The organism is Lentzea albida (assembly GCF_900111005.1).
In the GTDB taxonomy this organism is placed as follows: domain Bacteria; phylum Actinomycetota; class Actinomycetes; order Mycobacteriales; family Pseudonocardiaceae; genus Lentzea; species Lentzea albida.
In genome coordinates this window covers 218,655-232,326 of sequence record NZ_FOFV01000007.1, presented here as the reverse complement: position 1 = coordinate 232,326, position 13,672 = coordinate 218,655, and the positions used below count along the sequence as shown (strand labels likewise).

Sequence of the window (13,672 nt, the reverse complement as noted above, 5' to 3'; positions counted from 1 at the left end):
CCGTCACCCGATCCGCCGGATTCACGAGTAACGCCAATCCGGTCAGGGGATCGTTTCGAACCACTCGCGTGAAGGCAACACGATCCGTTCTCATCGGCCTGGTGGCGGTGGCCGCGGCGCTGGCGGCGGGACACCTCGTCGCGGGCCTGGTGAGCCCGCTGGCGTCACCGTTCCTCGCGGTCGGCAACACGGCGATCGACCTGACCCCGCACCCGGTCAAGGACTTCGCCATCCGCACGTTCGGCGAGAACGACAAGGTGGTGCTGCTGGGCGGCATGGCCGTCGTGCTCGCGGTGCTCGGCGTGGTGGCGGGACTGCTGTCGCGCCGCAGCCCGTGGCCCGGCACCGCGCTCGCCGGGGTGCTCGGGCTGCTCGGGATCGCGGCGGTGCTGGCCAGGCCGACCACGACCGGGTGGTCGGTGATCGCCCCGATCGCGAGCCTCGTGGCCGGTGTCGTGGTCTTCCGCTGGCTGTGGTCGCTCGCGCCCGCCGAGGTGCCGGGCAGGCGGAAGTTCCTGCTGACCACGGCCGCGATCGCCGCGGGGGCCGGGGTCTCGGCGGTGGCGGGGCAGTTCCTCGCCGGACGGGTGGACGTCGAGGCGTCGCGGCGCGGCATCACGTTGCGGCCGCGGGACAAGGCGCCGGAGATCCCGTTCGGCGCCGACTTCTCCCGCGAGGGAACGCCGACCTTCCTGACACCGAACGAGAAGTTCTACCGCGTCGACACCGCGCTCAGCATCCCCCGCCTGCGGGCGGAGGACTGGCGCCTGCGCGTGCACGGCATGGTGGACAACGAAATGGTGCTCACCTACGACGACCTGCTGCGGCGTCCGCTGGTGGAGAAGACCATCACGCTGGTGTGCGTGTCCAACGAGGTCGGCGGGCCGTACATCTCCACCTCGAACTTCATCGGCGTCTCGCTGCCCGACCTGTTGCGCGACGCGGGGGTGCGCCCCGGTGCCGACCAGCTCGCGACGCGCAGCGTGGACGGCTGGACGTGCGGCACGCCGGTCGAGTCGATCATGGCGCCCGGCTCGAACGCCTTGCTGGCCATCGGGATGAACGGCGAACCGCTGCCGCTCGAACGCGGATTCCCCGTCCGCATGGTCGTTCCCGGCCTCTACGGCTACGTCTCCGCGACGAAGTGGTTGGTGGACGCGGAACTCACGACCTTCGACGCGTTCGACCCGTACTGGGCGCAGCGCGGCTGGGGGAAGAAGGCCCCGGTCAAGGTCATGTCGAGGATCGACCGGCCGAAGTCGTTCGAACGCGTGCCGGCGGGCAAGTTCGTCGCCGCGGGAATCGCGTGGGCGCAGCACGTCGGCATCGACCGCGTCGAGGTCCGCGTCGACGGCGGCCCGTGGCAGGAGGCGACGCTCAGCACCGAGGTCAACGTCGACACCTGGCGGATGTGGCGCATCGAGCTGGACCTGAAGGAAGGCAACCACACCGTGGAATGCCGTGCCACCGACCGCAAGGGCTACACGCAGACCAACGAGCGCGCCGCCCCGATCCCGGACGGCGCCACCGGCTGGCACTCGATGGTCTTCACGTCGGTCGCCGGTTCTTGACCGTGCCAGTGCACCAATCCGTTCCCGCACCGGCATCGAACCACCAGCAACAGAGCCCGAAAACCCTTGGGAGATGTCCTGTCATGAACAAGACCGTCCGCAACACCGTCCTGGCCCTCGGCGCCGCCTCGCTCGCCCTGTTCGGCGCGGCGTGCGGCTCGGGTGACATGGCCAGCAGCGGCAGCAGTTCCTCCTCCGCCGCACCCACCTCGACGGCTCCGTCCTCGTCGGCCGCGATGGCGGACCCGGCGGCGAACCTGGTGGGTCCTGGCTGTGCCGACTACGCGAAGCAGGTCCCGTCCGGTGCCGGTTCCGTGAGCGGCATGGCCGCCGACCCGGTCGCCACCGCCGCGAGCAACAACCCGCTGCTCACCACGCTCGTCAGCGCGGTGTCTGGCAAGCTGAACCCGAAGGTCAACCTGGTCTCGACGTTGAACGGCGGCGAGTTCACCGTGTTCGCGCCGGTCGACTCCGCGTTCGCCAAGATCGACGCCGCGACCATCGAGACCCTCAAGACCGACGACGCGCTGCTCACCAAGATCCTGACCTACCACGTCGTCCCCGGCCAGATCACGCCCGACAAGATCGCGGGCGACCAGAAGACCGTGCAGACCGGCACCGTGAAGGTCACCGGCTCCGGCGACGCCATCAAGGTCAACGACGCCAACGTGATCTGCGGCGGCGTCAAGACCGCCAACGCCACCGTGTACCTCATCGACTCGGTGCTGATGCCCGCCTGACATCTCCAGGGCACCGGCATCGCGGCTCCGGGGACCACGCACACGGCGTGGTTCCCGGAGTTCTAGCGATCGCCGAGCTGTCCCATGTGGACCGTCAGCGTGCCTTCGGACGAGAAGATGGCGTGGTTCTCCGGTTCCCGGATGACGACCACGACCACGGTGTCGGGGTTGACCGGCCGCAGCGCTCGGGTGATCAGGAACGCGTTGAGGTCGTCCGGCACGGCGATGACGACCCGGTCGGCGAGGTCGGCGGCGGCTTCGTCGAGGGCGCATCTGTCCCGCCCGTCCCCGACCACCGCGGTCGCGCCGTTGGCCGCGGCCTCGGCGGCCGCGACGAAGTCGGTGTCCAGCACGGTCAGCCGCGCGTCCGGCTGGGCCTCCAGCACGGCGTTGACGGCACGGCGCCCGGCGTCGCCGTAGCCGATGACGAGGATGTGATCAGTCACGACCGGTGATTCGGCGCCCGCCTGGAAACGGATTGGCGTCCGATTCAGTGAAGGTCGACGCTCACGACCGGTGACCCCGTCGGACCGGGTGACCCACCGACCGGCTCGACCGTGAGAAGCGCCTCGGTCGCACCGTTGACACCGCTGGTCAGCAGCGAGATCACGGCACCGGCCTGACTCGTGCCCGCCGACCGCGGTCCGTGGCCGTCCACCAGCCACAGCTGGTAGACCCGGCCGCGCGGCAGCGGGGGCAGGTGCTCCGCCAGGAAGAGCATCTCGTCCCGGCTGCTCGACATCGCCACCGTGCCCCGGGACCGCCCGGCGACGAGTCGCAGGTCTGGCGCCGCCAGCAGGTCGCCGACACGGGTGCGCGGAGCGGTGGCCACCGGCGTGACCGTCGACGTCGACAACGCGCCGTACGTGCCGGCCACGACCGCGGCGGCCACGCAGGCCACCGAGATGAGCGCGGCCGCGCGGCGCAGACCCTGGCGCCGCGAGGACACCGCCGAGATCTCGGTGACCGCGGGTATCTGGCGTGCGAACCGGACGGCGTCCAGCACGCGCGGCCGGAGGTCACCGGGAACGGCCTGGGCGACCGCCGCGCCGAGCCGGGCGGCGGTGTGCTGCAGGCCGGCGAGTTCGGCGGTGCAGCTGGGGCAGCCGCTCAGGTGGGCCTCGAACTCCGTCCGCTCGGCGTCGGGCAGCGCACCGAGTGCGTGAGCACCGGTCGGCAGGTGCGGGTCGAGCGCACGCGTCATTCCCGGGTTCACGGTGCTGGTTCGGAACCGTCCGATGACCGGATTGCTGCCGGGAGCGGTGAAGTTGGAGTCCGAAGTGGACACCACCCGGGCGGGTGCGGTCGGGTGGTGCCGGTCCCGTCACCGCCGACGCGTGACCTGCCCCGGTACGTGCCGCAGGTCCTCGAGACCGCCCCGCACGTCGTCGATCGCGATCTGCTCGGCCGCCGCGGAGTCACCGGCCCGCAGGGCGCGGACGAGCGCGCGGTGCGTGGTGTAGCGGTCGAGACCGAACCGGTGGTCGGCGCGCACCCGTTCGAGCGTGCGGGTGCGGCGCTCGGCCCTGGTGAAGACCCTGGTCTGCTCGAGCAGCCTGACCAGGACCGCGTTGCCCGCGCAGGCCGCCACGGCGTCGTTGAAGCGCTGCATGGTGTCGAGCAGCGTGTTGAGGTGCTTCTCGACGGGGCGGTCCTCGGCGTCGCGCTGCTTGATGACGATCAGCAGGTCGTCGGCCTCGTCGAGGATCGCGTCGAGTTCGTCCACCTGGGCCGTGGTCGCGTGGCGGGCGGCGAAGCGGGCGATGAGGCCGCGCAGTGCGATCTCCACCTCGGCCAGGTCCTCGACGGCGGTGGTGCCGATGTCCGCGACCACGACGGTGCGCGGGCCGGTCCGCCTGATCAGGCCGTCCTGCTCCAGGCGGCGGATCGCCTCGCGGACGGGGGTCGGGCTCATCGAGAGCCGTTCGGCGAGGCCGCGTTCGGTGATCTTCTCGCCGGGTGCCAGCTCGCCCGCGCTGATGGCGTCCCCGACCGTGCGGTAGGCGCGGTCGGCCAGCGTCTCGCGCGGATCTTCGTCGGCTGTCACGGGAGCCGATACTACGTCAACTGAACAAGCTATTGCTTGACGGTTTTGCTATAGCATCCTAGTTTGTGGCGACGCGTTCCCGAGCCAACGGAGGCTCTCGTGCCAGCACTCGCCGCGGACAGGCGGCTCACCCGGCGGATCACGTTCTTCGTGGCGCTCGCCGTCTTCGCGCAGGAGACGACCTGGGACTTCTACGACGCGCAGGTGCCGCCGCTGCTGCGCGAGCACATCACGAGCACGGCACTGGTCGGCCTGCTCATGGGCATGGACAACCTGCTCGGCATCTTCGTCCAGCCGTGGATCGCCAACCGGTCGGACAACACCCGCACGCGGTGGGGCCGCCGGATCCCCTACCTCGCGGTGGGCATGCCGCTCGCCGCGGTGCTGTTCACGCTGATCCCGCTGGCGACCGCGCTGCCGTCGCTGATCGCGGTGATCTTCGTGTACGCGTTGGTGGGCAACAGCTTCAAGCCGATCGCGCAGGCGTTGCTGCCCGACTTCATCGAGCCGGAGCGGCGGGGGAGGGCCAACGCCGTCGTCAAGATCGCGTCCGGGCTCACCGTCATCGTGTCCGCGCTCGTGAGCGCCCTGCTGGTGGACGACCACCCGAAGCTCGCGTTCACCGTGCCGGCCCTGCTGATGCTGGTGTGCACGGCCGTCCTCGTGTGGCGGGTGCGGGACAACACGTCGAGGGCGTACCAGCTCTCGCTCACCGAGGACACCGGGGACGGGCCCGCCACGCGGCTGCGCGACGTCGTGAAGGACATCTTCGGCGACCGCGACCGCAGCCGGCTCCTCGTCGTCACCGCCGTGCTGCTGTTCGCGTCGGCCTGGTTCTCCTCGCGGTCGCTCTTCACGCCGTACGGCATGGAGGCGCTCGGCCTGACCCGCGGCCAGGCCGGCTCGCTGACGTTCCCCAGCGGCATCGCGTTCCTGGTCTCCGCCTACCCCGCCGCGTTGCTCGCCGAACGCATCGGGCGCGTCCGCACCATGACCATCGGCATGACGGTGTTCGGTGTCGCGCTCGCGTTCGGCACGCTCGTGCCGACCCCCACCGTCACCGTGGTCGCCTTCTGCGTGGCGGCCGCCGGGGCGTCCGGCTTCCTGATCAACGCCGCCGTCGTCCTGTGGAACCTGGCGCCGTCGGCCCGCGTGATCGGCGTCTACACGGGTCTCTACACCGTCAGCTGGGCCGCGGGCGGGTTCGTCGGCCCCGGCATCGTCGGCGCGATGGTCGACGTCACCGGCTGGCGGTACATGCTCCTCGACATCGCGCTGGTCACCGCGCTGGCCACCGCCGCGATCCTGCGCGTCGGCGTCCTCGTGCGCCGGCACGCGACCTCCCTCTGAACACCCCCGAAAGGACCTCGCTCATGAAAGCCGTCCGCGTCCTGTCGCCCACGGGCATGCTCGGCGCCGGGTTCGCGCAGTCCACAGTGGACCGCGGACTCGATCTCGGTGCCGACGTGATCTCCGTCGACGCGGGCTCGACCGACTCCGGCCCGCACTACCTGGGCTCCGGCACCCCCAAGACGACGGCCGCCGCGGTCGCGAGGGACCTGCGCGTCCTGCTGCGCGCCGCCGCGAAGGCGGGCATCCCCCTTGTCGTCGGGTCGTGCGGCACTAGCGGCACCGACTCGGGTGTCGACTGGGTGGCCGGGATGGTCGAGGACATCCTGTGCGAGGAGGGCCTCGACCTGTCGGTGGCGACGATCCGCAGCGAACAGCGCGCCGACTTCCTCAAGGCTCGCCTGCGCGCCGGGGCCGTGCACCCGCTGGCGCCGGCCCGCGAACTCGACGAGGCCACTGTGGACAGTTGCACCCACGTCGTCGGCATGATGGGCCACGAACCCATCGAGGAGGCGTTGCGCGCCGGAGCCGACGTCGTGCTCGCGGGCCGCGCGACCGACACCGCCGTCGCGGCCGCGTTCCCGTTGATGAAGGGCATGCCCGCCGGGCCGACGTGGCACGCGGCGAAGATCGTCGAGTGCGGCGGTCAGTGCACGACGAACCCGCGTACGGGCGGTGTGCTCGCGACGATCGACGAGAACGGCTTCACCATCGAGCCGCTCGACCCCGACGCCGCGTGCACGCCGATCTCCGTGGCGGCACACATGCTCTACGAGACGGTGAACCCGTTCCGGATGCGCGAGCCCGCCGGTGAGCTCGACGTCGAGCACGCCACCTACACGGCGCTCGACGACCGGCGCGTCCGCGTCGAGGGATCGCTGTTCCACCTCGCGGACCAGCACACGGTCAAGCTGGAGGGCGCCAGGGTCACCGGCTACGAGACCATGTCGTTCACCGCCATCCGCGACGAGCACATCCTCGCGAACATCGAGGCGTGGACCGAGTTGTTCGACAAGATCTTCACCGAACGCGTCGCCCAGACGCTCGGGCTCGACGGCAGCGAGTACACCTACGACCTGCGCCGCTACGGCTACGACGCGGTCCTCGGTGATCTCGAACCCGCGAGCCGCCCGCCGCGCGAGATCGGCGTGATGCTGCTCGTCCGCGCCGCGACCCAGGAGCTCGCGACCGCCGCGGCCAAGGTCGCGAACCCCCTGATGCTGCACCTGCCGACGCCCGACATGGACTACCTGCCGAGCCTGGCGTTCGCGACGTCCCCCGCCGAGACCGAACGCGGACCGGTCTACGAGTTCGTGCTCAACCACGTCGTCGACACCCGCACCCCCACCGAGATGTTCCGCATCGACCTCCGGAAGGCCCGCACCCATGACTGACCAGAGCACGCCGACCTTCGGGGACCTCGCGCTGGAGGTCCGGTCCAAGAACGCCGGGCCGTTCTGGGTCACGATGGAGCTGTTCATGCGCGACGAGGCGGGGTACGCCCTGGCCGCGGCGCCGGAGAACGTCAACGAGGACGTCATCGCGGCGCTGTACGCCGTGCGCGCCGAGGACGTCCAGATCTTCCGCATCCCGGCGCTGAACGTCGTCAAGATCTCGTTCCCCAGGCCGGTGTCCCAGGCCGGGCTGCACGACCGCGACGTGCACGCGGGGCAGCACCACGTCCCGCTGGCGGCACTGCGCCCCGTCTCGCCCGAGCCCGTGTGAGGCGGGTGCCGGCGCGACCCTAAGATTGCGCGACTCAACACGTGTTGAGCGCGGAGCTCCCGTCGGAGCAGGGGGAGGTGCCGTGCACGCGGATTCCGGTGGTCCGTCGCTGAGACGGTGGTCGGTGTGGATCTCCGTGGCGCTGGTCGCCGTGCTGCTCGCGGCGACCACGGCGGTGCTGCTCGCCATCAGCGACCTCTCCCAGGCGCGGTCGCGGTTGCTCGACGTGGTGGGTCCCGCGGTCGTCAGCGCGCAGCAGCTCGGGGCCGACCTGGTCGACCAGGAGAACGGGGTCCGCGGCTACGTGCTCAGCGGCAGCGCCGACTTCCTCGAACCCTACGAGAACGGGCTCGACCGCCAGTCGGCCGCACGCGCGACCGTCGTCGCGCTGAACACCCCCAAGGTGGCCGAGGGCGTGAACGCGGTGGACGCGGCGCTCGCGGCCTGGCGCAGCGAGTACGCCGACCCCGCGATCGCGGCGGTCCGCGCGGGCACCCCGGTGCCGGACGACGCGGTGGGCAAGCAGCGGTTCGACGCCGTCCGCGCCGCGCTGTCGACGTTGCAGGCGGAACTGGCCCTGCAGCGCACCGAGGGACGGGCCGCGCTCAACGACTCGGCCACCGGGATGGCGGTCACCTGCATCGTCGCCCTGGCGGTGCTGCTGATCGCCGTGCTCGGCTGTGTCGCCGCGATGCTCGTCTACGTCGTGCGGCCGTTGAGCAGGCTGCGCGAGCACGTCGGGCAGGTGGCCGGGGGCGACTTCGCGCACGTGGTCACCGCGTCAGGTCCTCAGGAACTCCTGGTGCTCGGTCACGACGTGGACAAGATGCGCGTCCGGATCGTCGACGAGCTGGACCAGGCGCAGGAGCGCAACGCCGCCCTGGACGCGGCCACGGAGGACCTGCGCCGCTCCAACACGGAGCTGGAGCAGTTCGCCTACGTCGCCTCCCACGACCTGCAGGAGCCGCTGCGCAAGGTCGCGAGCTTCTGCCAGCTGCTGGAGCGGCGCTACCGCGACAAGCTCGACGAGCGCGGCGTCCAGTACGTCGACTTCGCCGTGGACGGCGCGAAGCGCATGCAGCGGCTCATCAACGACCTGCTCGCCTTCAGCCGGGTCGGCCGCCACCGCGACGAGCAGGTGGTCGTCGCGGCCGCCGACCTCGTGGAGGAGGCGCGCGGCAACCTCTCCCAGGTGCTGGAGGAGTCCGGCGCCGTGGTCGAGGTGGGCCCGTTGCCGGAGGTCCGGGGCGAGGCCCGCCTGCTGACCGCGGTGTTCCAGAACCTCATCGGCAACGCCGTGAAGTTCCACGGCGACGAGCCCCCGCACGTGTGGGTCGGCGCCGAACCCGGTGAGGACGGCATGTGGGAGTTCTCGGTGCGGGACAACGGGATCGGCATCGAGGAGCAGTACGCCGAACGGGTCTTCGTCATCTTCCAGCGGCTGCACGCCAAGGAGACCTACCCCGGCACCGGCATCGGGCTGTCGATGTGCCGCAAGATCGTCGAACACCACGGTGGCCGCATCTGGCTCGACACCACGACCACCGCCGGCACCACGTTCCGCTTCACCCTGCCCGGGGCGGACGCGGACGTCACGGTGCCGGTCGGCTGAGCTCCCCGACGAGCACGGGCGCGCCCGTGCGGGCCACGACGTCCTCGGCCGTGCTGCCCGGTGCGAGCTCGACCAGGCGGAACGCGCCGTCCTCGACGTCGAGCACGGCCAGGTCGGTGATGACCCGCGAGACGACCCCGCGTCCGGTGAGCGGCAGGGTGCAGGTGTCGACGAGCTTGGCGTCGCCGTTGCGGGCGTTGTGCTCCATCAGGACGATGACGCGACGGGCGCCGCTGACGAGGTCCATGGCGCCGCCCATGCCCTTGACCATCGCGCCGGGCACCATCCAGTTGGCGAGGTCACCGCGCGCGGAGACCTGCATGCCGCCCAGGACGGCGGTGTCGATGTGGCCGCCGCGGATCATCGCGAAGCTGGTGGGGGAGTCGAAGAACGACGCTCCGGGCAGCACGCTCACGGTCTGCTTGCCCGCGTTGATCAGGTCGGGGTCGACCTCGTCTTCGTAGGGGAACGGGCCGACGCCGAGGATCCCGTTCTCCGCGTGCAGCGTCACGGTCGAGCGCGCCGGCAGGTGGTCGGGGATCAGCGTCGGCAGGCCGATGCCGAGGTTCACGTACTCGCCGTCGCGCAGTTCCAGTGCGGCGCGGGCGGCCATCTGGTCGCGGGTCCAGGCCATGTCAGTTCGCCTCCTGGCGGGCGCGGGTGGTGCGCTTCTCGATGTCCTTGCGCGAGGCCTGTTCCGGCGTGAGCGCGACGACGTTCTGCACGAACACGCCCGGCAGGTGCACCTGGTCGGGGGCGATCTCACCGACCTCGACGACGCGTTCGGCCTCGACGACGGTGAACCGGCCGGCCATCGCGGCGGCCGGGTTGAAGTTGCGGGCGGCGGCGCGGAAGACGCAGTTGCCCGCGCGGTCGGCGACGGCGGCCCGGATCAGCGCCACGTCGGTGACGATCGACTCCTCCAGCACCATGTCCTTGCCGTGGAAGGTGCGGACCTCCTTGGGAGGTGAGGAGAGCGCGACGGTGCCGTCGGGGTTGTACCGCCACGGCAGGCCGCCCTCGGACACGAGCGTGCCGACCCCGGTCGGCGTGTAGAAGGCGCCGATGCCGGACCCCCCGGCACGCATCCGTTCCGCGAGTGTCCCTTGTGGAGTGAGCTCGACCGTCAGCTCGCCGTTGAGGTACTGGCGGGCGAACTCCTTGTTCTCGCCGACGTAGGACGCGATGACGCGGCTGATGCGGCGGGCTTCGAGCAGCAGGCCGAGCCCGGCGCCGTCCACACCGCAGTTGTTGGACACGATCGTGAGGTCGTCGGCGCCCTGCTCCAGCAACGCCTCGATCAGGAACCACGGGATGCCCGCCAGGCCGAAGCCGCCGACCGCGACGCTGGCACCGGAACGGATGCCCGCCACGGCTTCGGCCGGTCCGCCGACCACCTTGTCCAGGCTCATGAACGGCTCTCCTTCGTCAGGTGGTCGATGATCGCCGCGCTGATCCGGGCGGGCTGCTCGGCGTTGGCCAGGTGGGCGGCCTGCGGGACGACGAGGAGCCGGCCGTCCTGGACCGAATCGGCGATCTCCTCGAGGTGGTGCGGTGGTGTCGCCGGGTCGTCGGCTCCCGCGATCGCCAGCGTGGGCACGGTGATCCGGTGCAGGTCGGCGCGCTGGTCCATGGCGGCGATCGCCTCGCAGCAGCCCGCGTACCCCTCGGCCGGGGTCGCCGCGACCATCGCCTCCCACCGCGCGCGATCTCCGTACGCGGGGGTGAACCACCGTTGGACGACGGCCTCGGCGACCGCCCGCGTGCCCTCCGCGCGAACGAGAGCGGCGCGGTCGGTCCAGTTCCGGGCCGGGCCGAGGTGGGCGCTCGTGCACAGCACGGCGAGCCGGTCGACGCGTTCGGGATTCCGGGCGGCGACGCGCAACGCGGTCATGCCGCCGAGCGACAGCCCGACCAGGTGGGCCCTGTCGGCGCCCACCTCGTCGAGGAGGGTGACGAGGTCGTCGGCCAGCGCGTCGATCGTGGTCGGGCCGGGGAGAACGGGGGAGCGTCCGTGGCCACGGGTGTCGTAGCGGACCACCCGGAAGTGCTCCTCGAGCGCGGGAACGTTGGCGTCCCACATCTCCAGTGCCGAGCCGAGCGAACCGGAGAGCACGACCGCCGGGCCGTCGTGCCTGCCGGTGACGACGTGGTGGAGGCTCATCAGCGCACCGCCTCGAAGACCGCGGCGAGGCCCTGACCGCCGCCGATGCACATCGTCTCCAGGCCGTAGCGGCTGCCGCGGCGGCGCATCTCGTGCGCGAGCGTGGCGAGGATGCGCGCCCCGGTCGCGCCCACCGGGTGGCCGAGCGAGATGCCGGAACCGTTGGGGTTCAGGCGCTCGTCTGCGGGGTCGAGCTTCCACTCGCGCAGCACCGAGAGCACCTGGGCGGCGAAGGCCTCGTTGAGCTCGATGACGTCGACGTCGTCGAGGGTGAGCCCGGCCCGGTCGAGCGCGGCGGCCGAGGCGGACACGGGTCCGATGCCCATGACCTCCGGTCCGACCCCGGTCACGGCCCAGGACCTGAGCGCCAGCAACGGGCGCAGGCCGCGCTTCTCGGCCTCCGCGCGGGTCGTGACCACGCACAACGCGGCGCCGTCGTTCTGGCCGCTGGCGTTGCCCGCGGTGACCGTGGACTCGGGGTCGAGCTTCAGCCGCACCGGCTTCAGCGCGGCGAGGTCCTCGAGCGTCGTGTCCGGGCGGGGGTGCTCGTCGCGGTCGACGACGACGTCGGGCCTGCCCCGCCGTCCGGCGACGGTGACGGGGACGAGCTCGTCCTGGAAGTGCCCCGCCCGGTCGGCGGCACCCCAGCGCTGCTGCGACCGCACCGCCAGCTCGTCCTGCTCGGCGCGCGAGATGCCGTACTCGCGGCGGAGGTTCTCGGCGGTCTCGAGCATGCCGCCGGGCACCGGGTGGAACCGGCCGCCCGCGGTCTCCCTGGCGCGGTCGAGGCGATCGACGAGCTGGATCCCGCCGCTGCGGACACCGGTGCGCAGGTTCAGCGCGTAGTGCTCGACCTGCGACATCGACTCCGCGCCGCCCGCCACGACCACCCTGGCCGCGCCGGTCGCGACCTGCCCGGCGGCGTACAGCACGGCCTGCAGCCCGGACCCGCAGCGCCGGTCGATCTGAACGCCCGGCACCCGCGTGCCGAGACCCGCGTCCAGCGCCGCGACGCGGCCGATCGCGGGCGACTCGCCGTTCGCGTAGCTCTGCCCGAGCACGACGTCGTCGACGTCGCCTTCGGTGAGACCTGTCCGGCTGACCAGTTCTTTCAGTACGGCGGTGGCGAGGTCGGCGGCGCTGAGCGAGGCGAGAGCCCCGCCGAACCGCCCGACCGGGGTCCGCAGGGGCGAGCAGATGACGACATCGGTCATGCCCCTGACGCTAGGCCTGTGCGGCGATATACAGAAATACTCATTTCGTGATCGGTGAGACTCTGGGAGTATCAATCGGGTGGAACTCCGCCACCTGCGCTACTTCGTCGCGGTCGCCGAGGAACGGCACTTCGGCCGGGCCGCCGCCCGCCTCAACATGGCGCAACCACCCCTGTCCCAGCAGATCCAGCAGCTGGAAGCCGACCTCGGCGTCACCCTGCTGCACCGCACGACCCGCAAGGTCGAGCTGACCGGAGCCGGCGCGGTCTACCTGGAGCGGGCCCGAGCCGTCCTCGCCGCCGTCGACGAGGCCGCCGCCGAGGCCCAGCGGGTGGCCAAGGGACTGCAGGGCCGCCTGGTCGTGGGCTGCGTGGGCTCCGCGACCTACAGCCTCCTGCCCGCCTTCGCCCGAGCGCTTCGCGACGCGCTCCCGGCCGTCGACTTCGCGTTCCGCGGCGAGATGCTGGCACCCGACCAACTCGACTCCCTGCTGGGCCGCCGCATCGACCTCGCACTGCTGCGCCCACCGGTCGAGCACACCGCGGTGCGCGTGACCACGGTCCGCCGCGACAAGCTGATCGTCGCCCTGCCGGAGGACCACCCGCTGGCGCGCCGCAAGCGGCTCGCGGTGTCGGACCTGCGCGCGGAGGACCTGATCGTGCACGCGTCCCGGGGCCGGTCCGTCATGCACGGCATCGTCACGGACCTGTGCCGGTCGGCGGGGTTCGAGGCGCGGATCAGGCACGAGGTGGCGGAGACGTCGACGCTGGTCACGTTCGTGGCGTCGGGGCTGGGCGTGGCGGTGGTGCCGGCGCCGGTCGCGGAGCTGGGGGTGCCGGGGACGACCTACCGGCCGCTGGCGGGGGAGCAGGGGGTCGACCTGGTGGCGGCGGTGCGGGCGGACGACGACTCGCCGGTGCTGGCGCGGGCTCTGGGGTTGCTGGAGCGGTGGCGGGTGGGGTGAAGCCGCAACGCGGTGTGGCTGCGGTGGTGAGGTGGAGCCGCAGAGGCGGTGAGCCTGCAGCCGGTGTGGTGGGGTGGAGTCGCGGAAGCGGTGAGCTTGGTGTGATGGGGGCGAAGCACCGAAGGTCGTGAGGCTGCGCGTGCGGCCCGCCGGCCCACCCGGCCGGTTCGACGTCGCGAGCGAGCGGTGCGAGCTGACAGCAGACCCGGACATTTCTTTACCGAGTGGAATCCCACTGGTCAGAGCGCCAGCGACGCCCTGATCTACGGCCCCGGTCGTGGCCGC

The 13,672-nt window shown here is 71.7% G+C and carries 14 protein-coding genes; 7 read left to right on the top strand and 7 right to left on the bottom strand.

The annotated features are described in order from the left end of the window. Positions 1-68: 68 nt before the first annotated feature. Together BMY74_RS19880 and BMY74_RS19875 are read left to right on the top strand one after the other, a co-directional pair. A complete protein-coding gene (locus tag BMY74_RS19880) occupies positions 69-1,571 on the top strand; it encodes a molybdopterin-dependent oxidoreductase (RefSeq protein WP_089918044.1) in 1,503 nt (500 codons plus the stop codon). Between the two features lie 83 nt (positions 1,572-1,654). After that, positions 1,655-2,311: a fasciclin domain-containing protein gene (locus BMY74_RS19875; RefSeq protein WP_089918043.1), complete on the top strand. Its 657-nt coding sequence runs from the start codon at positions 1,655-1,657 to the stop codon at positions 2,309-2,311. Between the two features lie 62 nt (positions 2,312-2,373). Here BMY74_RS19875 and BMY74_RS45125 read toward each other — a convergent pair whose 3' ends face one another. From BMY74_RS45125 to BMY74_RS19860, 3 genes are all read right to left on the bottom strand, one after another. After that, on the bottom strand, positions 2,374-2,757 hold the full coding sequence (locus tag BMY74_RS45125; RefSeq protein WP_177229829.1) for an NAD-binding protein: 384 nt from the start codon (positions 2,755-2,757) through the stop codon (positions 2,374-2,376). Between the two features lie 44 nt (positions 2,758-2,801). Further along, a complete protein-coding gene (locus tag BMY74_RS19865) occupies positions 2,802-3,515 on the bottom strand; it encodes an anti-sigma factor (RefSeq protein WP_143091644.1) in 714 nt (237 codons plus the stop codon). Positions 3,516-3,635: 120 nt separating this feature from the next. Further along, positions 3,636-4,358, bottom strand: coding sequence for a GntR family transcriptional regulator (locus tag BMY74_RS19860; protein WP_089918040.1), 723 nt, complete (start codon positions 4,356-4,358; stop codon positions 3,636-3,638). A 99-nt stretch (positions 4,359-4,457) separates the two neighbouring features. Here BMY74_RS19860 and BMY74_RS19855 point away from each other — a divergent pair, with 99 nt between their 5' ends. The 4 genes from BMY74_RS19855 to BMY74_RS19840 all read left to right on the top strand — a co-directional run bounded on the left by BMY74_RS19855 (position 4,458) and on the right by BMY74_RS19840 (position 9,045). Then, complete coding sequence (locus tag BMY74_RS19855; RefSeq protein WP_089918038.1) at positions 4,458-5,708, top strand: MFS transporter; 1,251 nt, start codon at positions 4,458-4,460, stop codon at positions 5,706-5,708. 23 nt (positions 5,709-5,731) lie between these two features. Next, on the top strand, positions 5,732-7,102 hold the full coding sequence (locus tag BMY74_RS19850) for an acyclic terpene utilization AtuA family protein (protein ID WP_089918037.1): 1,371 nt from the start codon (positions 5,732-5,734) through the stop codon (positions 7,100-7,102). Next, the gene (locus BMY74_RS19845) at positions 7,095-7,433 is read left to right on the top strand and encodes a DUF4387 domain-containing protein (RefSeq protein ID WP_089918035.1); all 339 of its coding nucleotides are present in this window, start codon (positions 7,095-7,097) and stop codon (positions 7,431-7,433) included. Before BMY74_RS19850 ends, BMY74_RS19845 begins: the two co-directional genes overlap by 8 nt. 82 nt (positions 7,434-7,515) lie before the next feature. Beyond that, a complete protein-coding gene (locus BMY74_RS19840) occupies positions 7,516-9,045 on the top strand; it encodes a sensor histidine kinase (RefSeq protein WP_177229828.1) in 1,530 nt (509 codons plus the stop codon). On the opposite strand, the gene BMY74_RS19835 is transcribed toward BMY74_RS19840, so the two are convergent. From BMY74_RS19835 to BMY74_RS19820, 4 genes are read right to left on the bottom strand one after another with little or no spacing between them, the layout of a single operon-like run. Next, on the bottom strand, positions 9,026-9,679 hold the full coding sequence (locus BMY74_RS19835) for a CoA transferase subunit B (protein WP_089918030.1): 654 nt from the start codon (positions 9,677-9,679) through the stop codon (positions 9,026-9,028). The genes BMY74_RS19840 and BMY74_RS19835 overlap by 20 nt on opposite strands. A gap of 1 nt (position 9,680) precedes the next feature. Then, positions 9,681-10,457: a CoA transferase subunit A gene (locus BMY74_RS19830; protein WP_089918029.1), complete on the bottom strand. Its 777-nt coding sequence runs from the start codon at positions 10,455-10,457 to the stop codon at positions 9,681-9,683. Continuing rightward, positions 10,454-11,209 (bottom strand): 3-oxoadipate enol-lactonase, encoded by a 756-nt coding sequence (gene pcaD / locus BMY74_RS19825; RefSeq protein ID WP_089918027.1) that lies wholly within the window; start codon positions 11,207-11,209, stop codon positions 10,454-10,456. Before pcaD ends, BMY74_RS19830 begins: the two co-directional genes overlap by 4 nt. Beyond that, positions 11,209-12,423 (bottom strand): acetyl-CoA C-acetyltransferase, encoded by a 1,215-nt coding sequence (locus tag BMY74_RS19820; RefSeq protein WP_089918025.1) that lies wholly within the window; start codon positions 12,421-12,423, stop codon positions 11,209-11,211. The genes pcaD and BMY74_RS19820 overlap by 1 nt, the downstream gene beginning before the upstream one ends. A 79-nt stretch (positions 12,424-12,502) precedes the next feature. On the opposite strand from BMY74_RS19820, the gene BMY74_RS19815 reads away from it, so the two are divergent. Then, positions 12,503-13,387: a LysR substrate-binding domain-containing protein gene (locus BMY74_RS19815; protein WP_089918023.1), complete on the top strand. Its 885-nt coding sequence runs from the start codon at positions 12,503-12,505 to the stop codon at positions 13,385-13,387. The last annotated feature ends 285 nt before the right edge of the window (positions 13,388-13,672 follow it).